Annotated in this window: 20 protein-coding genes; 8 read left to right on the top strand and 12 right to left on the bottom strand. The window is 70.0% G+C overall.

The window, feature by feature from the left end; all coding sequences use genetic code 11:
• Window positions 1-8 precede the first annotated feature (8 nt).
• Window positions 9-2,030, top strand: coding sequence for a glycogen debranching N-terminal domain-containing protein (locus tag ACFVV0_RS16845; protein WP_387065609.1), 2,022 nt, complete (start codon window positions 9-11; stop codon window positions 2,028-2,030).
• Between the two features lie 34 nt (window positions 2,031-2,064).
• Here ACFVV0_RS16845 and ACFVV0_RS16840 read toward each other — a convergent pair whose 3' ends face one another.
• The gene (locus ACFVV0_RS16840) at window positions 2,065-3,138 is read right to left on the bottom strand and encodes an NAD(P)-binding domain-containing protein (protein WP_387065607.1); all 1,074 of its coding nucleotides are present in this window, start codon (window positions 3,136-3,138) and stop codon (window positions 2,065-2,067) included.
• Window positions 3,139-3,284: 146 nt separating this feature from the next.
• Between ACFVV0_RS16840 and ACFVV0_RS16835 the strand changes: the two genes are divergently transcribed.
• The gene (locus ACFVV0_RS16835) at window positions 3,285-3,497 is read left to right on the top strand and encodes a DUF3073 domain-containing protein (protein WP_387065605.1); all 213 of its coding nucleotides are present in this window, start codon (window positions 3,285-3,287) and stop codon (window positions 3,495-3,497) included.
• Window positions 3,498-3,521: 24 nt separating this feature from the next.
• On the opposite strand, the gene ACFVV0_RS16830 is transcribed toward ACFVV0_RS16835, so the two are convergent.
• The 9 genes from ACFVV0_RS16830 to ACFVV0_RS16790 all read right to left on the bottom strand — a co-directional run bounded on the left by ACFVV0_RS16830 (window position 3,522) and on the right by ACFVV0_RS16790 (window position 12,188).
• Complete coding sequence (locus tag ACFVV0_RS16830) at window positions 3,522-4,136, bottom strand: response regulator (RefSeq protein ID WP_387065602.1); 615 nt, start codon at window positions 4,134-4,136, stop codon at window positions 3,522-3,524.
• Window positions 4,133-5,329: a sensor histidine kinase gene (locus ACFVV0_RS16825; RefSeq protein WP_387065600.1), complete on the bottom strand. Its 1,197-nt coding sequence runs from the start codon at window positions 5,327-5,329 to the stop codon at window positions 4,133-4,135. The genes ACFVV0_RS16830 and ACFVV0_RS16825 overlap by 4 nt, the downstream gene beginning before the upstream one ends.
• Window positions 5,330-5,370: 41 nt before the next feature.
• Window positions 5,371-6,114, bottom strand: coding sequence for an ABC transporter permease (locus tag ACFVV0_RS16820; RefSeq protein WP_387065597.1), 744 nt, complete (start codon window positions 6,112-6,114; stop codon window positions 5,371-5,373).
• Window positions 6,111-7,091, bottom strand: coding sequence for an ATP-binding cassette domain-containing protein (locus ACFVV0_RS16815; RefSeq protein ID WP_387065594.1), 981 nt, complete (start codon window positions 7,089-7,091; stop codon window positions 6,111-6,113). The genes ACFVV0_RS16820 and ACFVV0_RS16815 overlap by 4 nt, the downstream gene beginning before the upstream one ends.
• A gap of 83 nt (window positions 7,092-7,174) precedes the next feature.
• Window positions 7,175-8,497 carry a Calx-beta domain-containing protein gene (locus ACFVV0_RS16810; protein WP_387065591.1) on the bottom strand — a complete coding sequence of 441 codons (1,323 nt, stop codon included), beginning with the start codon at window positions 8,495-8,497 and terminating at the stop codon, window positions 7,175-7,177.
• A 107-nt stretch (window positions 8,498-8,604) separates the two neighbouring features.
• Entirely contained in the window at window positions 8,605-9,726 is a 1,122-nt protein-coding gene (gene purM, locus ACFVV0_RS16805; RefSeq protein ID WP_387065589.1) for a phosphoribosylformylglycinamidine cyclo-ligase, read from the bottom strand.
• A gap of 64 nt (window positions 9,727-9,790) precedes the next feature.
• Window positions 9,791-11,368: an amidophosphoribosyltransferase gene (gene purF / locus ACFVV0_RS16800; RefSeq protein ID WP_387065586.1), complete on the bottom strand. Its 1,578-nt coding sequence runs from the start codon at window positions 11,366-11,368 to the stop codon at window positions 9,791-9,793.
• A gap of 26 nt (window positions 11,369-11,394) precedes the next feature.
• The gene (locus tag ACFVV0_RS16795) at window positions 11,395-11,775 is read right to left on the bottom strand and encodes a hypothetical protein (RefSeq protein ID WP_387065583.1); all 381 of its coding nucleotides are present in this window, start codon (window positions 11,773-11,775) and stop codon (window positions 11,395-11,397) included.
• A gap of 44 nt (window positions 11,776-11,819) precedes the next feature.
• Window positions 11,820-12,188: a sterol carrier family protein gene (locus ACFVV0_RS16790; RefSeq protein WP_387065580.1), complete on the bottom strand. Its 369-nt coding sequence runs from the start codon at window positions 12,186-12,188 to the stop codon at window positions 11,820-11,822.
• A gap of 87 nt (window positions 12,189-12,275) precedes the next feature.
• On the opposite strand from ACFVV0_RS16790, the gene purD reads away from it, so the two are divergent.
• Entirely contained in the window at window positions 12,276-13,535 is a 1,260-nt protein-coding gene (gene purD / locus ACFVV0_RS16785; RefSeq protein ID WP_387065577.1) for a phosphoribosylamine--glycine ligase, read from the top strand.
• A gap of 8 nt (window positions 13,536-13,543) precedes the next feature.
• Window positions 13,544-14,299, top strand: coding sequence for a class I SAM-dependent methyltransferase (locus ACFVV0_RS16780; protein WP_387065574.1), 756 nt, complete (start codon window positions 13,544-13,546; stop codon window positions 14,297-14,299).
• Between the two features lie 37 nt (window positions 14,300-14,336).
• Here ACFVV0_RS16780 and ACFVV0_RS16775 read toward each other — a convergent pair whose 3' ends face one another.
• Window positions 14,337-15,578, bottom strand: coding sequence for an FAD-binding protein (locus tag ACFVV0_RS16775; protein ID WP_387065572.1), 1,242 nt, complete (start codon window positions 15,576-15,578; stop codon window positions 14,337-14,339).
• A gap of 102 nt (window positions 15,579-15,680) precedes the next feature.
• Window positions 15,681-16,172, bottom strand: coding sequence for a MarR family winged helix-turn-helix transcriptional regulator (locus tag ACFVV0_RS16770; protein WP_387065570.1), 492 nt, complete (start codon window positions 16,170-16,172; stop codon window positions 15,681-15,683).
• 53 nt (window positions 16,173-16,225) lie between these two features.
• Between ACFVV0_RS16770 and ACFVV0_RS16765 the strand changes: the two genes are divergently transcribed.
• The 4 genes from ACFVV0_RS16765 to ACFVV0_RS16750 are packed head-to-tail and all read left to right on the top strand — an operon-like array spanning window position 16,226 to window position 19,437.
• Window positions 16,226-16,933, top strand: coding sequence for a hypothetical protein (locus tag ACFVV0_RS16765; RefSeq protein ID WP_387065567.1), 708 nt, complete (start codon window positions 16,226-16,228; stop codon window positions 16,931-16,933).
• A gap of 43 nt (window positions 16,934-16,976) precedes the next feature.
• Entirely contained in the window at window positions 16,977-17,888 is a 912-nt protein-coding gene (locus tag ACFVV0_RS16760; protein ID WP_387065564.1) for a phosphoribosylaminoimidazolesuccinocarboxamide synthase, read from the top strand.
• A 6-nt stretch (window positions 17,889-17,894) separates the two neighbouring features.
• Window positions 17,895-18,512, top strand: coding sequence for a TetR/AcrR family transcriptional regulator (locus ACFVV0_RS16755; protein WP_387065561.1), 618 nt, complete (start codon window positions 17,895-17,897; stop codon window positions 18,510-18,512).
• A gap of 46 nt (window positions 18,513-18,558) precedes the next feature.
• Window positions 18,559-19,437, top strand: a complete 879-nt coding sequence (locus ACFVV0_RS16750) for a VOC family protein (RefSeq protein WP_387065558.1) — start codon at window positions 18,559-18,561, stop codon at window positions 19,435-19,437.
• Window positions 19,438-19,465 lie beyond the last annotated feature (28 nt).

Below are 19,465 nucleotides of genomic sequence, written 5' to 3'. Positions count from 1 at the left end.
ACGCCACGATGACCGCACCGCTCCAACCCCTACTTCACGACAGCGTGGTGGTGCTCACCGCCCCCAGCCAGGCCTGGTCGACGGCTGACGGCACTGTCGACGGCCGCGGCATCCACGGCTTCTACCACTCCGACGTGCGGGTGCTGAGCGAGATCGGGCTGAGAGTCGGTGACGCGGAGACCGAGCACATCGCAACGGGGGGCCCGGATGCGGCCACCGCGGTGTTCACGTCGCTCGCCCGTGGCGTCGACGACGCCACCGCCGATCCCCGCGTGCGCGTCGACCGGATACGTGAGGTGCGCGCGGGCGCTCTCATCGAGACCATCACCGTGCGCAACGCGTTGCGCGCACCGATCCGTCCCCGCGTGGCCGTCTCTGTCCGCGCCGACTTCACCCCCATGCAACTGGTGAAGGCGGGACTGACCGGCAGCGAGCATCCGGTCGCCACGGTCGCCACCACCGACGGCGTCACCTTCACCTCCGGCGCGATGACGGCGTCCCTTGTTGCGCCGGGCGCGGGGATCGAGACCGGCGACGACTCGGCCGCTCTGCTCTGGACTCCCGAGATCCCGGGCCACTCGTCCGTCACGCTCAGCTGGCGGATCGACGTCGAAGACCCGTCGGCCGTCGTCGCAGGCGCTGCACCCTCGGCCGAGTGGTCCGCGTTCACCGCCGCGACCGGCGACTCCCGGCTGGCCGCCTGGCTGAGCCGGGGTCTCGCCGACCTGCAGGCTCTGCGCATGTCCACCACGGAGCGGCCCGACGACATCTTCCTGGCCGCGGGCGCACCGTGGTTCTTCACCCTGTTCGGCCGCGACTCGATCTGGGCGGCCCGGATGCTGCTGCCCCTCGGCACCGACATCGCCGCGTCCACCCTGCGCGTGCTCGCGGCCCTCCAGGGCACGGAGGTCGTGAACGAGACGGCGGAGCAGCCGGGCAAGATCATGCACGAACTGCGACCGGCGACACTGACCCTGCCCGGCCGGGGAATCGTGCTCCCCCCGCTCTACTTCGGCACCGTGGATGCGACCGCCCTCTGGGTGAACCTGCTGCACGATGCGTGGAAGTGGGGCATGCCGGCAGCCGAGGTCGAGCCGCTGCTCCCCCACCTCGAAGCGGCACTCGCGTGGATGCGCGACTACGGCGACAGCGACGGCGACGGCTTCCTCGAGTACGTCGACACCACCGGCCACGGGCTCGCGAACCAGGGCTGGAAGGACTCGGGCGACTCGGTCCAGTGGCGCGACGGCACGCTCGCCGATGGCCCGATCGCGCTGTGCGAGGTCCAGGCGTACGCCTACGAGGCCGCCGTCGGCGGTGCCGACCTGCTCGAGGCGTTCGGCCGTCCGGGCGCGGACGGCTGGCGCCAGTGGGCGGCCGACCTGAAGGAACGCTTCGCTGCTGCCTTCTGGATCGACGACCCCGCGGGAGCCTACCCGGCCATCGCGCTCGACGCCGCCAAGCGCAAGGTGGACACCGTCACGAGCAACATCGGCCACCTGCTCGGCACGGGCATCCTCAGCGCCGAGCAGTCCGAGCTGGTGGCGCGGCGCCTGGTCTCGCCCGAACTGAACTCCGGCTACGGCCTGCGCACCATGTCGAGCGACTCGGCCGGCTTCTGGCCCCTCAGCTACCACGGCGGGTCCGTCTGGGCCCACGACACTGCGATCGCGATCAGCGGCCTCGCCCGTGCTGGTCACGCTGCCGAAGCGGAGACGCTCGCCGTCGGGCTCCTCGCCGCCGCCGAGGGATTCGACTACCGGATGCCCGAGCTGCACTCCGGCGACTCCGCGGCGGACACGTCCACGCCCATCCCGTATCCCGCCGCGTGCCGGCCGCAGGCCTGGTCGGCCGCGGCATCTGTCGCGGTGCTCAGCGCGCGCCTCGGCCTCGCCGCCGACGCCCAGTCGGGAACCCTGGACGTTGCGCCCATCCCCGGTGTCGGGACGATGGCGGTGAGCGGTCTACGATTCGCCGGCGCCCCGCTGTCCCTGTCCGTCGACGCGGACGGCCACGTGACGCGCGCCTGACCGACCGCGCGTCCGTCTCGTGCGAAAGGTCGCGTCAGAGTTGCGCCATGATCTGGCGGGCGATGACGCGGCCTGCACGGTTGGCGCCGATCGTGCTCGACTGCGGGCCGTATCCGGCCAGGAAGATGCGGGGGTCCTGCCAGGATGCGCCCGACTCGACGGTCAATCCGCCCGCCTTCTCGCGCAGCTTCAGCGGGGAGAGGTGACGCAGCTCGGGCCGGAATCCGGTGGCCCAGATGATCGCGTCGGCCCGAGTGAACGACCCGTCGTCCCACCGCACGCCGTTCTCCTCGATGGCGCTGAACATCGGACGCTCGACGAGGATGCCACGCTCCACACCCGCCGCGATCCGGCGCGTGCGCGGAACTCCGGTGCCGCTCACGATGCTGGGAAGCGCCTTGCCCGCGCGAGCCGCCGCATCCTGAGCCGCCACGGCTGCGACGCCGCCCTCGATCGTGAGCTCCGACTCGTCTTTGAACTCGACGGGTCGCCGCGTCGCCCAGGTCACCTGCGCAGCGACGTGCTCGAGTTCGAGCAGGAACCCGATCGCCGACGTCCCGCCGCCCACGACCACGACGGACTGGCCCGCGAACTCCTCGGCGGACAGATACGACGAGGTGTGCACATGCCTTCCTGAGAATGTGTTCATGCCCGGGTAGTACGGAACGAAGGGCGCGCCCCAGGTGCCGGTGGCGTTGACGACGACCCGGGTCGCGGTCTCGCCGAGCGTGTGCTGCACCATCAGGTCGGCGCCGCGGTCGAAGACGCTCGTCACGGTGACCGGCCGCTGCACCTGCAGATCGTAGTGTTCCTCGAAGCGGCGGTAGTATCCGGCGACGATGTCCTTGGCGGGAAGCGACCTGTCAGCCGTCTCGAAACTGATGCCCAGTTCGGCCATTCCCGGGAGGTCGTTGACGTGGTGGGCGCTGCCCAGCTTGAGTGCGTCCCACCGGTGCTGCCAAGCCCCGCCGGTTCCCGGACCCCTGTCATACAGGATGAAATCCACACCAGGGGTAAGCTCGAACCGCCGCAGATAGTAAGCGACGGCGAGGCCTGCCTGGCCTGCTCCGACGATCACCACCTGGGTGTCGGTCCTGGTCGTGGTCACGCGCCCATCCCATCATCCAAGCCTGTGCGTGAACTCGGGGCGCCTGAGGCCCCACATGCTAAACTAGCGGTTAGTTTTCACTGTTCCTGTTCGGATTCCCGGGTGGCTCATTGCCCACCCGGCCTGGCACCGTTAGGGGGTCACGCATGGGGCGCGGCCGTCAAAAGGCAAAGCACACCAAGATCGCGCGGGAGTTGAAGTCATTCAGTCCCGACGTGAACTATGACGCGCTCGAGCGCGAACTGACAGGGCACTCTCACCACGACGACCAGTACGCCGCGTGGGCAGACTACGAGCCCGACAAAGACGACCGGTACCAGGACGACTACGAGGGCCAAGACCAGCCGAAGCGCGCCTAGCGCTCGACACGGGTCGGCCGGCTGCTACAGCCAGCCCTTCTCCGCGGCTATCGCTGCCGCCTCGGAGCGATTGCGCGCGCCCGTCTTGCCGATCGCGCTCGACAGGTGGTTCCTCACCGTGCCCTCGCTGAGGTAGAGCGTGCGTGCGATGTCGGTGATGCTCCCGCCACCCGCGGCGACCGTGAGCACCTCGGTCTCGCGCGGAGTCAGCGGCGAGACGCCCGACGCGAGCGATTCCGCGGCGAGCGCCGGATCGACGACCCGGAGTCCGGCAGCGACCCGGCGCACCGCATCCGCCAACTGGCTCGACGGGGTGTCCTTGACGACGAATCCGGATGCGCCCGCCTCCATCGCGCGCCGCAGGTAGCCGGGACGTCCGAACGTCGTGACGATGAGAGACCGGCAGGCCGGCAGGCTCGCGCTCAGCGCGGCGGCGGCCTGGATGCCGTCGAGGCCGGGCATCTCCACGTCGAGCAGGGCGACGTCCGCAGCGTGGGCGCGTGCCGCATCCACGACCTCGTCGCCACGGCCGACCTGAGCGACGACCTCGAGGTCGGGTTCGAGGTCGAGCAGCGCCGCGAGGGCACCGCGGACGAGCGCCTGGTCATCGGCCAGCAGCAGCCGGATGGGTCGGGTCACGCGTTCGCTCTCCGGACTGTCAATCGCATTCCGCCGTGCTCGCTCGCCCCGACGAGCACCCGGGCGCCGACCTGGCGCGCGCGGGCGGTCAGGCCGTCCAGCCCGTTGCCGCGTCCGGCGGGCACGAGCGCGCTGTCCGCGAATCCGGGGGCGCCGACCGTGCCGACCCCGCCCATCCCGCGCCCATCGTCTTCGACCTCGAGAGTGTCGGGCGTGACGGTGACCCAGCAGTTGCGGGAACCGGAGTGCCGGATCACGTTGGTCACGCCCTCGCGCAGCACCCAGCCGAAGAGCTCGCGGAGATCAGGGTCGACGTCTTCGCCGTTGCGTGGAAGGTGGGCCTCGATGTCGGCCGCAGCGAGGCTGGCCTGCGCGGCGGCGAGTTCGGTCGACAGGCTCATGCCTCGGTAGCCGGCGACCGCGGCCCGCAGGTCGGCGAGGGCCGAGCGGGTCAGGCGTTCGATGTCGGCGAGTTCGGCTTCGGCACGCGCCGGGTCGATCGACACCAGGCGTCTGGCCAGCTCGGACTTCACCGTGACGACGGTCAGCGAGTGCCCGAGCACATCGTGCATGTCGCGGGAGAATCGAGCGCGCTCGTCGACGACCGCCAGGCGTGCGACCTCGACCTGTGCGGCGCGCAGTTCGCGCACGGCCTTGATCTGCCGATTCAGGCCGAACATCATCGACGCGACCGAGAAGGTGACGATCGACGAATAGGCGGCTCCGTCGGTGAAGCCGGTCAGCAGTCCGTAGACGATCGGCGGAAGGATCAGGGCGACCGTCACGGCCGCCATCACTGCGAACTCTTCGAAGACCGCGCCGGCGACGACGGCGACCAGCGCCCAGAGCCAGAAGGCCGTGCTCCCCATGAGGAGGAAGAAGACCATCGACCCTGCCCAGAGCGCGGCGACGGCGAGAACCCGGGTGCGGAGCCGTGTGCCCCAGGTCAGCGGCGCCAGAACAGTGAACGCCGCGTAGAAGACGAGGAGCAGCACGGTCGTGCCGAGCTTCACCAGCAGGCTGGTGGGAGCGCTCCAGAGTGCGAGGAGGGTCAGCACCTGGTAGGCGAGGCCGAAGAACGCCCCGACGTACCAGCCCCGTGCCTGCGGCTCGAAGATGCGGGCACGCGCCCGCGCCCAGCGGCTCTCCCCCGCTGAGGGTCGCCGGGCGGCGTCAGCGGGGCCCACATCCATGGCATTCACTGTAGCCCGGCGACCGACCTCGAGCAGTCTCATCAGCTGCGGGCCGCATCCCGCCGGTAGCGCCAGACGATGAACGCGGCGAGTACGACGGTCCAGACGAGGAGCACCACGGCCGGGGTCAGGATGTCACCGTTCTGGTGAGCGCCCATCTGACCGATGCGGTTCAGCCAGTACGAGGGCACGATCACGGCCACGTCGGCGACCCAGGCGGGGAAGATCTGCAAGGGGATCCAGAGGCCACCGAGCACGGCCATCCCCATGAACACCGCCATGAACAGCGGCTGGGCGTATTCGGGCTTCGCGAACTGGCCGATCAGGATGCCGATCAGCGCGAACGGGATCACCCCGAGCCACAATCCGAGCCCCGCGGTCAGCCAGTTGGCGAGCGGCAGATCCGAATGGAAGAGGATGCCCGAGACGCTGAAGATCACCACGATCGAGACCAGCGCCATCAGCATCGAGGCCACGAGCTTCGACAGCAGGTAGCCCGTGCCGCTGAGGGGCGTGAGCCGCAGCTGGCGGTTCCAGCCGATCGACCGCTCGGTGACGATGTTGAAGGCGAGCGAGAGGGCTGCCATCATGCCGCCGTACCCGGCCACCTGGATGGTCGTCACGGCGATCCACGGCAGCTTCGTCACGGGATCGGTCTGACCGCTCGCCCCGAACGCACCCCCGAAGGCGACGAGCATCACGAGGGGAACGGCGAGGGTGAAGATCATCGAGCGGGCGTTGCGGATCTGGCGCAAGGACTCGAGTCCGAGGTAGGCGATGCTCATCGTGCGGCTCCGTTCGAGATGCCGGCCGCCTGGGGTGCGGTGCCGGATGCGGCGGGTGCGGCGTCGGCGAGCGTCGCCGCGCCTTCGGTGAGGGCGAGGAACGCGTCATCCATCGTGTGCGCGGTGACCTCGATGTCGTGGATGTCGTCGTGCGCGGCGAGCAGCGCACGAAGCGTCGCATCGGAGTCTTCGCTGACGATGGTGAGCTGCTCGGCCCGATGGTCAACCGAGCGGACGCCCGGGAGGCGGCGGAGCGCATCCTCGACCGCGGATGTCCACGCGAAGTCGAATCCCGCCCGGATGCGCCGGCCGGAGACGACCGCCTTGACCTCCGTCGGTGTGCCGTCGGCGACGACGCGTCCAGCGCTCAGCATGACGATTCGGTCGGCGTAGGTGTCGGCCTCGTCGAGGTAGTGGGTGGCGAAGACGACGGTTCGGCCCTCATCCGTGAACTCCCGCATCGACTGCCAGAAGGTGCGGCGCGCATCGACGTCCATGGCGGCGGTCGGCTCGTCGAGGAAGAGGAGGTCGGGGTTGGAGACGACCGCGACCGCGAACCGCGCCCGCTGCATCTGGCCGCCCGAGAGCTTGCTGACCTTCTGCTTGGCGATCTCGGTGCACCGCGCCCGTTCGAGCGCCTCTGCGACGGTCAGCGGATGCTTGTGCGCAGCGGCGACGAGAGCGACCGACTGCGCGACGGTCAGGGTGGGCAGCAGCGCGCCGCCCTGGAGCATGGCGCCGACGCGGCCCTCCTCGATGGCGGCGCGTGGGTCGCCGCCGAAGAGCTCTGCCCGTCCGGTGGTGGGGTTCGCGAGCCCGAGGGCGAGGTCGATCGTCGTCGATTTGCCCGCGCCGTTCGGACCGAGGAGGGCGACGACCTCGCCGGCGTTGATGGCGAGGTTCACCCCGTTGACCGCCTGCAGGGAGCCGAAGGACTTCCTCAGATCGGTGAGCTGGATGGCTGGTGTCTGATTCACCCTCTCAGCGTGCCCGGATGCGCACTTCCGGGCGAAGAGCATCCGTCAGGGATGCGGAGTGACATTTGTCACGCCCTCACGCCTCACGCCTGCGCGTTGCGCGTGCTCCCGAATTTGAAGAGACCGAAGACGCCGAGGATGCCGCCGATCGTCAGCAGGGCCGCTCCGAGCATCACCACGAGGTCGCTCCCGGTGGTGGAAGACGGGGCCGTCGCGGTCGGGTCGCTGCCCGGGAGCACCGAGTCTGCGGCTCCGCCGCCGGTGCCTGAGCGACCGGACCCGGCGATGCCGCCCGCTCCGGACCCGGCTCCCGTTCCCGCGTCTGCGTCCGCGTCCGGGGATGCGGGAACCGCGGCGAGCGTGACAGTCGCGCCAGCCGCATCCACGGTCGTCGTCGCTCGCTGAAGCAGCACGAAGAAGGTGGACTCCGCCGCGCCGGCTGCGCGAGCGGCCACCGGGATGCTGATCGTGGCCGCGAGTTGGCCGTCGGCGAGGGTGACGGTGCCCGCGCTGGCCGTGTAGTCGACACCCGCGGTCGCCGTGCCGTCGGTCGTCGTGTAGTCGACCGATGCTGCTCCGATTCCGGATGCGCGCGACACGGTCACGAAAGCCTGGCGCTTGTCCGCCGAGAAGCCGCTCGGTACCACTGAGAGAGCGCCGGTCGCCGGTGACACCGAGATGTCCGCTTGCGCCTGTGAGCCGAGAAGCGGAGAGCCCGTGACCGGAACGTACGTCGCCGAGATCGTGTGGGCACCACCTTGGGTCGGCGTGGAGACGACGGCCCGGGCGACACCGTTCGCGTCGACGGCGACCACGGTCGGGCTGCCGGAGTCGATCGCGAAGGAGACGAGACCGGCGTCGGGCGCGTTCAGGAACATACGGGAGACCGAGGCGGAGAGGGTGAGGAAATCACCGGAAGCGGCGGCGGCCGGGGCCGACAACGCGACCGTGGTGAACGTCGAGCAGGCGGGCGCGGTCGGCCCCTGCGCATCGGCTCTCGCGAGGTTGCCGCCGATCACCCAGAAGGAGCTGCCGCCGTTGTCGGAATTGATCGTGATGCTGAAGGTTCCGTGATGCTCGCCGGGGAGGAAGGTGGTCGGCTGGCCCCGATCCGGCGAGCCCGGTGTGATGAAGTTCTCGGTGGTTCCAGCCCTCGTCGTCACCGGGACGCTCGAGTCGTTGCGGTAGCCGAAGACGATCGTGCGCGCCGTTATGCCGCTCTCGATGGGACCGTCGACGACGCAGTCGACGAGCGGCGTGACGGTCGCGCCGGGCGGGGCGGTACGCGGGGACACCGGCGCGGCGGAGGCTGCTGCGGCCTCCGAGAGAACCGCGACACCGCCCAGCGACAGCCCGAGAACGACGACGCCGGCAGCCGCTCGGAGGCCGGCATGCAGACGTGTCACACGCGCGAGTCTAACGGCCGAGGGCCGACCATCGCGTCTACCCATTGGGGTGACACGCCCTGCGGGTGTTGCAGTGGTGGGAGGGCTCGCTGCCGAGAGGGTGACGCCTACTCGGCGTAGGCGCCGACCAGGCGGACGGCGCCGCCATCGACGCCCTTGGCGCCCTGCTCGAAACCGGCGAGGTCACGGGATGCGGTCGACACGGTTCCGGCGGTCCAGGCGTGGATGCCCTCGGCCTCGACGGCGGCGATGACTGCCGCAGCCTTGTCTGCGGCGACCACCGCGAACATCCCGACACCCAGATTCCAGGTGCCCTCGCTCGATTCGAGCGTCGAGCCGGCGAGGTCGCTCAGGATGCGGAAGACCGGGGTCGGCGACCATGTGCTGCGGTCGACCTCGACCCACGACCCGAGCGGGAGCACGCGGGCCAGGTTCGCCGCGATGCCACCGCCGGTGACATGGCTGAGCGAGTGGATCGCGCCTGCCAGGGCGGGATCCTGCAGGACCTTCAGCAGGGGTGCGGTGTAGAGGCGGGTCGGCTCGAGCAGGGCCTCGCCGACCTGGCCGCCGAACGAGTCGGAGCGGTCGGTGAACCCGATCCCGTTCTGCGCGAGGATGTGCCGCACGAGCGAGAAGCCGTTCGAGTGCAACCCCGACGACGCGAGCGCCACGACGACGTCGCCGTCGCGCACACGGTCGGCTCCGAGCACCGCATCCGCCTCGACGGCACCGACGGCGGCGCCGGCCACGTCGTAGTCGTCCGGCGCGAGGAGTCCCGGATGCTCGGCGGTCTCGCCACCGACGAGAGCCGTTCCGGTGGCCTCGCACGCACGCGCGATGCCGGTGACGATCTCCGCGATGCGGGCCGGGACGACCTTTCCGCACGCGATGTAGTCGGTCATGAAGAGCGGCTTGGCGCCGACCACGATGATGTCGTCGACGACCATGCCCACCAGGTCTTGCCCGATGGTGTCGTGCTTGTCGATCGCCTGGGCGATCGCGACCTTGGTGCCGACGCCGTCGGTGCTCGTCGCGAGCAGCGGGTGATGGAACGCCTTGAGCGCCGAGACGTCGAACAGCCCGGCGAAACCGCCGACGCCGCCGAACACCTCAGGGGTGTGGGTGCGCGACACAGCGGACTTCATCAACTCGACGGCGAGGTCGCCGGCGGCGGTGTCGACACCGGCCGCGGCGTAGGAGGCGGAGGAGGATGCGGGCTTTTCGGTCACGGAACAAGGCTACCGGGCTCGCGGAGCGCGGGCGCGCGGCGTTCACGCATCCCGGCCCGCGGGGCTACTCCGGGCGGCCCGGGTCTCCGAAGGCCGGGTTCAGCACCGACTCGTACTCCGCATCCGGGCCGGGGTCGCAACCGTCGGCGGCGGCGACACCCTCGGCGGGCGACTCGACCCCTCCCGGGCGCTCGAGGAGGTTCTTGCCGAGGTGGTGCGCATCCGGAAGGTCGATCGGATAGATGCCGGTGAAGCAGGCGGTGCAGAGGCGTTCGCGAGGCTGCTCGGTGGCGGCGATCATGCCGTCCTCCGAGAGGTAACCGAGGCTGTCGGCGCCGATCGACTGGCGCACCTCGTCGACCCCGAGACCGGTGGCGATGAGCTCGGCGCGGGTGGCGAAGTCGATGCCGTAGAAGCACGGCCAGGTGATGGGCGGGCTCGAAATGCGGACGTGCACCTCGGCTGCGCCCGCCTCACGGAGCATGGAGACGAGAGCGCGCTGGGTGTTGCCACGCACGATCGAGTCGTCGACCACGATCAGACGCTTGCCCTTGATGACCTCTTTGAGCGGGTTCAGCTTGAGCTTGATGCCGCGCTGGCGGATGGTCTGCGATGGCTGGATGAACGTGCGGCCCACATACGAGTTCTTCACGAGACCCTGGCCGAACGGGATGCCCGACGCCTGCGCGTAGCCGATCGCCGCGGGGGTACCGGATTCGGGGGTCGGGATGACGAGGTCGGCCTCGACCGCGTGCTCCCGGGCCAGCCGGCGGCCCATCTCGACGCGGGCCTCGTGCACTCCGCGTCCGGCGATGGTCGTGTCCGGCCGGGCCAGATAGACGTACTCGAACACGCATCCAGCGCGGCGCTCTTCGGCGAAACGCTGACTGCGGAGGCCGTTCTCGTCGATCGCGATCAATTCGCCCGGCTCGACCTCGCGAACGAAGCTCGCTCCGACGATGTCGAGTGCCGCGGTCTCGGATGCGACCACCCAGCCGCGCTCGAGCCGGCCGAGAACCAGCGGCCGCACCCCCTGCGGGTCGCGGGCGGCGTAGAGGGTGTGCTCGTCCATGAAGACGAGGCAGAACGCGCCGCGCAGGTGCGGGAGCACGTCGAGCGCCGTCGCTTCGAGCGTGTGGTCGAGGTCGCCGGTGAGCAGCGCGGTGATGACGGCGGTGTCGGTCGTGTTGCCGCGCGAGAGCTCGCCGTCGAGTGCCGGGTAGCGGTCGTGCGCCAGCTGCATGAGTTCGGCGGTGTTGGTCAGGTTGCCGTTGTGGCCGAGGGCGACGGTTCCGCTCGCCGTGCTGCCCAGAGTCGGCTGTGCGTTCTGCCAGGTGGATGCACCGGTCGTCGAGTACCGGCAGTGGCCGACCGCGATGTGGCCCGACAACGAGTTCAGTGCGTTCTCGTTGAACACCTGCGAGACGAGACCCATGTCTTTGTAGATGAGGATCTTGCTGCCGTCGCTGGTGGCGATGCCCGCCGACTCCTGCCCGCGGTGCTGCAATGCGTAGAGGCCGAAGTAGCTGAGCTTCGCGACCTCTTCGCCGGGTGCCCAGACTCCGAAGACGCCGCAGGCATCCTGCGGGCCCTTCTCGCCGGGGAGTAGATCGTGGTTGAGAAGACCGTCGCCTCTGGACAAACCGGTGAACCCTTCAGTCGGGATGTTTAGCTCTCGATGGATTTGTGGGTATCGGGTGCGTCTTCGATGCCGGGGGTCTCGTCGCGTGCGACGTTCTCCTCGGGCTCAGCCGACACCGTAACTCTATCGGCCAGGACGGTGCGCGCCTTGCGGGTGCTCCTCCGGTCGATCAGCAGGGCGACGACCGCCCCGATCGCTACGCCGACGACCCCGAAGAACAACAGCAGGAAGCCGAAGACGGCCGAGCGGTCGTAAGTGGGGTTCTCCGGGAAGGCGAACGTGAGGATGAGCGCGACGACTGCGAAAACGAGGAACCCCGCGAGCATGAATCGCGCATACCGCGGCGTACGCTTCACGCGCACCGAACTCTCGGTGACCGTGCCGTGCACCTCCGGGTCGTCGCTCATGAGTCCATTGTCCCTTAAGGAACCTGGGAGCGGATGCGCCCCCGTCACGAGATCCCGCCGACACGGAGGGGCAGCAGACCCTCGAGGTCGGCGCGCTGTCCTGAGGCGTGCACCTTTCCGGCCGCGACGGCTTGCGCCCAGGTGCTGCCGCCGGTGGCGAGGGCGAGCCAGGTGGGCGCATCCGTCTCGATCACGTTCGGCGGGGTCCCGCGCGTGTGGCGCGGCCCGGGGATGCATTGCACCGCCCCGAACGGCGGAACCCGCACCTCGACGGTGTTGCCGGGCGCGCGCTCGGCGAGGAGTTGCAGCAGGTAGCGCACGGCCGTCGCCGTGGTGTTGCGGTCGGCCCCGTCGCCGAGTGCCGCCCGCACTGCCGACTCACCGTCCGCATCCTGGATCTTCGCCCGTGCCATGGCTCCATCTTCCCAGCCCCCGCCGATTCCGGGTTCGGGCCGATCGGGCAGGGTCCGCGGCGGCGGCCGTCCTCTAGCATTGTTCGCGTGAAGATTCTGGTGCTGGGTTCGGGCGCGCGCGAGCACGCCATCGTCACGTCGCTGCTGAGTGAAGAGGCGGCGCACGACATCGTGGTCGCCCCCGGCAACGCGGGAATCGCTCAGGATGTGCGGGTCGAGCCCGACCTCGATCCGCTCGATGGCATCGCAGTCACCGAGTATGCGATCGAGAACGGCATCGAACTCGTCGTGATCGGGCCGGAGGCTCCGCTGGTCGCGGGCGTCGCGGATCCCCTGCGAACGCGCGGGATCCCGGTCTTCGGCCCCGGCAAGGTCGCCGCTCAGCTCGAGGGCTCGAAGACGTTCGCCAAGCGGGTGATGGATGCAGCGGGCGTTCCCACGGGACGCGCCGTGCGCGCATCCACTCTCCTCGAGGTGGAGGAGGCGCTGGACGCACTCGGGGCACCGTATGTCGTGAAGGCCGACGGTCTCGCCGCCGGCAAGGGCGTTCTCGTCACCGAGGATCGCGACGACGCGGTCGACCACGCAAGCCACTACCTGGAGCAGGGCAGCGTGCTGGTCGAGGAGTTCCTCGACGGCCAGGAGGTCTCGCTCTTCCTGGTCAGCGACGGTCACACCGTGCTGCCGCTCGCACCCGCACAGGACTTCAAACGCCTCCTCGACGGGGATGCGGGACCGAACACCGGCGGCATGGGCGCATACTCCCCGCTCCCCTGGCTCCCCGAGAACTTCGTGGACGAGGTGATCGACACCGTCGCGATCCCGACGGTGCGCCAGCTGGCAAGGGAGCAGACGCCGTTCATCGGTCTGCTCTACTGCGGTCTCATCCTCACCAGCCGTGGCATCCGCGTCATCGAGTTCAACGCCCGGTTCGGCGATCCGGAGACGCAGGTGGTGCTGCCCCGCATGGTGACCCCGCTCTCCGAGCTGCTGTTCGCTGCCGCGACCGGGTCGCTCTCCGCGCAGCAACGTCCGGAGTTCGCCTGGGACGTGACCGTGACCGTCGTGCTCGCCAGCGAGGGATACCCGGAGGCGCCGATCACCGGCCGCCCGATCACCGGCCTCGACGAGGCTGCGGCGGTGCCCGAGGTGACGATCGCCCACGCTGCGACGGCCCGGGATGCGCAGACCGGCGAACTCGTCGCCACCGGCGGCCGCGTGCTCAGTGTCGTCGCCCGTGGAACCACCTTCGCCGAGGCCCGCTCGCGCGCCTACGAGGCCATCGGGAGGATCGGCCTCGAAGGGTCGCAGTACCGCACCGACATCGCCGCCGGCGTCACAGTCTGAGGTGAGCGATGGCCGGCGAGGATGAGGACGGCTGGTCGTCTGTAGCCGGCGAGTGGGCCGAGCTCTGGGGCGGCTTCGCCGACCCCGCCCGCCGAGCCGTGATCGCCGCGACCGGGATCGGCTCCGGCTTCCGGGTGCTCGACATCGGCTGCGGTAGCGGTGAGCTACTCGCCATGCTCGACCGGCTCGGCGTGGCTGCCGCAGGCATCGACCCGGCGCCGGGCATGGTGGCACTCGCCCGCACGAAAGCTCCCCGGGCGGATGTGCGGCTCGGGTCGGCCGAGTCGTTGCCCTGGCCCGACGGCGGCTTCGACGTCGCGTGCGCGTTCAACGCCCTGCAATTCGCCGAGGACACTCTCGATGCGGTCGCGGAGGCCGTTCGGGTGACGAAGCCCGGCGGTCTCATAGCTGTCTGCAACTGGGCTGAGCGGAGCCACAACGACATCGACACGATCGAAGCCGCCGTCGCCGCGGCGCACGGCGATGAGCCCATCCCCGACGGAGACCTGCGCCCCGCTGGCGGGCTCGAAAGCCTGCTCGCCGAAGCCGGCCTCGAGGTCGTGGCGGCCGAGCTCGTCGAGGTTCTGTGGACCGCACCAGACGACGACACCCTCGTCCGCGGTGTGCTTCTGGGTGAGGATGCGGCCGGTCAGGCGGCCGGCGCCCCGACGGTTCTCGAAGCGGCCACGCCGTTCCGGGTCGCCGGGGGCGGATACCGGCTCAGCAACGCGTTCCGGTTCGCGGTCGCCCGCACGCCTGCCTGACGCGCCGCGTCGACAGTGCCCCGCGGCCGTGCCCGGCTCAGTCGAGCAGGCGGCCCAGGAAGGCGTTGCGGAACGTGGCGGTCGGGTCGAACTCCTCGACCAGCTCTCGGAAGTCGGCGAGCTTCGGGTAGAGACCCGGAACGACCCCGGCCCGGTCGAGGAACACCTTGCCCCAGTGCGGACGCGCGCCCAGCGGGAGCAGAGCATCCTCGAGCGCAGGAAGTATCGCCTCGACTCCCGCCTGATCCCGGAACCAGGTGAAGTGGAGTGCCACGACGTCGGTGCCGTACGCCGACGACAGCCAGAGGTCGTCGGACGCGACCGTGCGGATCTCGCTGACCTGCAGCAGCGGGGCGATCAGCGGAGCGATGCCGCGCACGGCTTCGATCGCCTCGACCGCACGCGTGCGCGGCACGAGGTACTCCGACTGGATCTCCTCGCCGTTCGACGGGGTGAACTCGAACCGGAAGTGCGCCAGCCGCTCGCTCCACGGGCCGTAGACGCCGAGCTGCTCGGTCGTGTTTCGCACATCCATCGTCGGGATCATGTGCCGGGGCTCGATGAGCGCGCGCGCTCCGAAGAACTCGTCCTGGGCAGCGGCCTCGCTGCCCGCGCGCTCCTTGAGCCAGGCGAGGCTCACCGAATCCTCGTCCCAGGTGGTGAAGAGGGAGACGCTGTACGCGGCCGACGTGATGTCGTCGAGGTGGCCGGTCACCGCATCCCACGGCAGCTTCTCGAACAGCCGCTGGCGCACCTCGAAGCTGGGCTCGATGTCGAGGGTCACCTCGGTGACGACGCCGAGCGCACCGAGCGAGACGACCGCCCCTGCGAACTCCGGATCGGTGCGGGTGAGCTCGACGGTCTCGCCGTCGGCCTTCAGGATGCGCAACCCGCTGACCGCCTTGGCCAGGTTGCCATTTCGGTCGCCGGAGCCGTGCGTCGCAGTGGCGATCGCACCGGCGACAGAGATGTGCGGGAGTGAGGCGAGGTTGTGCAGCGCCCAGCCGGACTCCTGAAGCACCCGGGCGACGTCGCCGTAGCGCACGCCGCCGCCGACGGTCGCCGTGCGCGCATCCTCGTCGACCCGGATCTCGGCCGGAAGTCCCGCCGTGCTCACGAGGAGTCCGGCGTCGTCGGCCAGGTCGTTGAACGTGTGGCGCGAGCCCAGGGCCCGCACGGATTCGGCGCCGACCACGATGTCGCGCAGCTCTCCGATGCTCGACGGGCGCGCGATGGGCGCCCCGTACTCGAAGTTGCCGGCCCAGTTGCGTTCGCCCACGGTGGTCCTTCCTCGGAAACCTGTCGTCGTACCAGTCTGACAGCTAATGTGAACGTGCACATCGCTGATCGACCGGATACGTCGAGTCTGCACCCGCCAGCGTCACTCGGGGTCGGCGCGGTAGCCCGGATGGCCGTCAGGGCCGAGACCCGATCCGGCTGCGAGCTTGGCCAGCAACCGCGAGAGGGCGACCTGTTCGTCGTGGTCGAGCGGGGCGAGCACCTCCGTCTGGTGGGCTTCGGCGATCGCGCGGAGGCCGGCGAGCACGGCGCGACCTGCATCCGTCAGCTGAAGTTCGTAGTTGCGGCGGTCCTTGGGGCTCCGGATGCGCTCCACCCAGCCCGAGCGCTCCAGCTCGTCGACGAGAGCGACCAGCCGGCTCGGAACGGTGCCCAGGAGAGTGGCGAGTTCGCGCTGGCTGATGCCGGGGTTGCGGCCGAGGGCGCGGAGCGCGCCGGCCACGCGGGGAGTCAGCCCGAGCTCGGCCACGCCGGCTGCGAAGCGGTCGGCGGCGTGCGCTCCGAGCTGGGTGAGCAGGAAGGCCGTGCGCGGGCTCGGCCTTGCGGGGCGGGGAGCGGGGGCGGCTGCGGTCACGACATCAGAATAGCGCTTGCGCGGAACGATTACAAAGTGTAATCATTACGGGTATGAACGCTACTACGACGACCGGGCGCCGCGCGGGCGGCCCCCACCTCGGAGCGCTGGCCATCGCGTCGGCGGGCCTCCTCGCGCTGTCCCTGATCCTCGGCGCCGTGCTCGCCGGAGGCACGGGCTTCGTCTCCCCGTTCGCCGGAAAGGATGCGGTGGCCGCGTTCGCCCAGAGCGACTGGCTCAGCATCCGGATCTCCGCCGTCCTGACCTTCGGCTCGGCCGTTCCCCTCGGCATCCTCGCGGCCAGCGCCTTCGCCCGTCTGAACCAGCTCGGCGTCCGGGTCCCCGGCCCGGCGATCGGCTTCTTCGGCGGCGTGACCGCATCCATCCTCCTCATGGTGTCCTCGCTCGCGAGCTACGCCCTGAGCCGCCCCGAGATCACAGCGGACGCGTCCGTCGCCCTGGCCCTTTCGTTCCTCGCCTTCGCGGCGGGCGGTGTCGGCTACGCCACCGGCATCGGTCTTCTTATCGCCGGCATCGCCGTGCCGTCGCTCATCCTGCGCCTACTCCCCCGCTGGCTCAGCTGGACCGGCCTCGTGATCGCAGCGCTCGCCGAGCTCAGCTTCCTCTCCCTCGCCGTCGAGTCCCTGCAGTTCCTCCTGCCGATCGCGCGCTTCGGGGGCATCGTCTGGCTGATCTTCGCGGGCTTCCTGCTCCCGACCGACCGCCGCGAGGTGCGCGACCGTGAGCAGGTGACGGCCTGACAGGCGGCCGGAGGTGGCGCATCCGTCGGTCTAGCATGGACGCGTGACCACCTCCCCCACCCTCCCCGGCTTCACGCACGTCTACTCCGGAAAGGTGCGCGACCTCTACGTTCCGTCGGGCGCGACCGGCCTCGACGACACGGATGCGGTCCTGGTCGTGGCGAGCGACCGGGTGAGCGCGTTCGACCACGTGCTCGAGCCGGGCATCCCGAGCAAAGGCGAGCTGCTGACGACGCTCAGCCTGTGGTGGTTCGACCGGCTGAGCGATGTCCCGAACCATCTGATCCCCGACCACCGGCTCGTGGGCGACCGGGTCGTCGAAGAGATCCCGGATGCGGTGGCGGGCCGGTCGATGCTGGTGAAACCGCTCGACATGTACCCGATCGAGTGCGTCGTGCGGGGCTACCTCACCGGCAGCGGCTGGGTCGAGTACCAGGAGTCGCAGAGCGTGTGCGGCATCCCCCTGCCGGCCGGACTGCAGAACGGCGACCGCCTGCCCGAACCCATCTACACCCCCGCCTGGAAGGCCCCGCTCGGCGAGCACGACGAGAACATCAGCTTCGAGCGCACCGTCGAGCTCGTCGGGCTGGAGGTGGCCGAAGCGCTGCGCAGCCTGTCGCTGCACGTGTACGCGCGCGCATCCGCGATCGCCGAGAGCCGCGGGGTCATCATCGCCGACACGAAGTTCGAGTTCGGCGCCGACCGCGCGACCGGCGAGATCACTCTCGCGGACGAGGTGCTCACCAGCGACTCGAGCCGCTTCTGGGATGCTGCGACGTACGCATCCGGCACCACCCCGTCTGAGCGCATGGCCAGCTTCGACAAGCAGATCGTGCGCGACTGGCTCGCCGCCAACTGGGACAAGACGGGAACGCCGCCCGAGCTGCCGTCCGACATCGTCGAGCGCACTGCCGCCCGCTACCGCGAACTGCTGGGGCGCCTGACCGGCGACTGATCAGGCGTGCGAACGACCGAGAGCGCCGAGGAACGCCGCAGCCACATCGGTGAGGCGGTGTGGCGGGTGATCCGCCGTGACGGGATCAACGCCGTCAGCACCCGCGCGATCGCTGCCGAAGCGGGCATGGCGCTCGGCTCGTTGCGGCACTACTTTCCGCGGCAAGCCGACGTGGTCGAGTTCGCGATGCGGCTGGTGATGGAGCGGACGACGGCGCGCATCCGGGGGCTCGGCGGCGTGGCCGGCGACGGCGCGGACGCCGACGAGGGGCTCCCGGATGCGCTGCTCCTGCTCGAGCAGTTCCTCCCCCTCGACGACGAACGGCGGGAGGAGGCGGAGGTCTGGCTCGTGTTCGCCGGAGCAGCCCTCTCCGACCCGGCGCTCGCGCCCGTGAAACGCGACTCGGACGCCATCATGCTCGACAACATCCGGTGGGTCGTCGAGAGGCGGTCGCCGTCCGGAACCCCCTCCGCCCGACTCGACCTCGACGCCACGCGGATCCGCGCGCTCATCGACGGGCTCGCCTCTCATCTGGTCGGACCCTATCCGGCCGTCACGGCTCAGGATGCTCGTGCGATCGTCGCCGCCGAACTGGACACGATGGCGCAGGCTCGGCGTCGCTGAGAGCCGTCACAGAAATATTTCGCGCCGATCGAGCATTGAAATAGGTATGCCTGAACTTCTCTCGGCCGACACCTCCATGGGCGCGGTGACCCTGCTCGTCGCCGACCTCGACGCGATGACCGCCTACTACCGCGACGCCGTCACGCTGAGCGTGCTCGCCGCCGAGGGTGGCCGGGTGATCCTGGGGAGGGATGCGACCCCCATCGTGATCCTCGAGTACGCGCCCGAGCTGCGGCACGCGTCCCCGCACGACGCGGGACTGTTCCACACGGCGATCCTCTTCGACAGCGAGGAGACGCTCGCCGCCGCCGTGTACTCGGTGGCCAGCCGGGCTCCCGGAACGTTCACCGGGAGCGCCGACCACCTCGTCAGCAAGGCCTTCTACTTCACCGACCCCGAGGGCAACGGCGTCGAACTCTACTGGGACCGCGACCGCTCGCAGTGGAGCTGGGTGCACGGCCGGGTCGAGATGGCGAGCCTGTACCTCGACCCCAACGCCTTTCTCGGCGAGAGTCTGACCGAGCGGGCCACCGCATCCGTCGAAGCGGGCGATGACAGCCGCCTCGGAACGGCCGTGGTCGGACACGTCCACCTCTCGGTCGGCGACGTGGCCTCCGCGCGATCGTTCTATGTGGACAAGCTGGGCTTCGAAGCGACAGCCGAGCTCGGCGACCAGGCGTTGTTCGTGAGCGCGGGCGGCTACCACCATCACATGGCGATGAACACCTGGAACAGCCGGGGCGCCGGGCGCCGCCGGCTGGCCCTCGGGCTCGGCCAGGTGGAGATCCGGGTTCCGGGCGCAGACGACCTCGGCGAGCTGACCGAGCGGATGCGCCACTACGGCATCGAAGCCAGGGACGACGGGCGCTCGGTCGCCTTCGACGACCCGTGGGCCAACACGGTGCGCGCGGTCACCGGTTCGTAGCGCGCACTTCGTAACGCAGACTTCAGCA

The organism is Leifsonia sp. NPDC058230, assembly GCF_042882245.1.
Taxonomy (GTDB): domain Bacteria; phylum Actinomycetota; class Actinomycetes; order Actinomycetales; family Microbacteriaceae; genus Leifsonia.
Note: the sequence above shows the minus strand (reverse complement) of the source record. Positions and strands in the feature narration are given on the sequence as shown.

What these genes read in the sequence shown, in the direction of transcription:
- ACFVV0_RS16845 (WP_387065609.1), top strand. Translation starts at nt 9, where the DNA reads ATGACCGCACCGCTCCAACCCCTACTTCACGACAGCGTGGTGGTGCTC.
- ACFVV0_RS16835 (WP_387065605.1), top strand. Translation starts at nt 3,285, where the DNA reads ATGGGGCGCGGCCGTCAAAAGGCAAAGCACACCAAGATCGCGCGGGAG.
- ACFVV0_RS16825 (WP_387065600.1), bottom strand. Translation starts at nt 5,329, where the DNA reads ATGGATGTGGGCCCCGCTGACGCCGCCCGGCGACCCTCAGCGGGGGAG.
- ACFVV0_RS16820 (WP_387065597.1), bottom strand. Translation starts at nt 6,114, where the DNA reads ATGAGCATCGCCTACCTCGGACTCGAGTCCTTGCGCCAGATCCGCAAC.
- ACFVV0_RS16795 (WP_387065583.1), bottom strand. Translation starts at nt 11,775, where the DNA reads ATGAGCGACGACCCGGAGGTGCACGGCACGGTCACCGAGAGTTCGGTG.
- ACFVV0_RS16790 (WP_387065580.1), bottom strand. Translation starts at nt 12,188, where the DNA reads ATGGCACGGGCGAAGATCCAGGATGCGGACGGTGAGTCGGCAGTGCGG.
- ACFVV0_RS16780 (WP_387065574.1), top strand. Translation starts at nt 13,544, where the DNA reads ATGGCCGGCGAGGATGAGGACGGCTGGTCGTCTGTAGCCGGCGAGTGG.
- ACFVV0_RS16765 (WP_387065567.1), top strand. Translation starts at nt 16,226, where the DNA reads ATGAACGCTACTACGACGACCGGGCGCCGCGCGGGCGGCCCCCACCTC.
- ACFVV0_RS16750 (WP_387065558.1), top strand. Translation starts at nt 18,559, where the DNA reads ATGCCTGAACTTCTCTCGGCCGACACCTCCATGGGCGCGGTGACCCTG.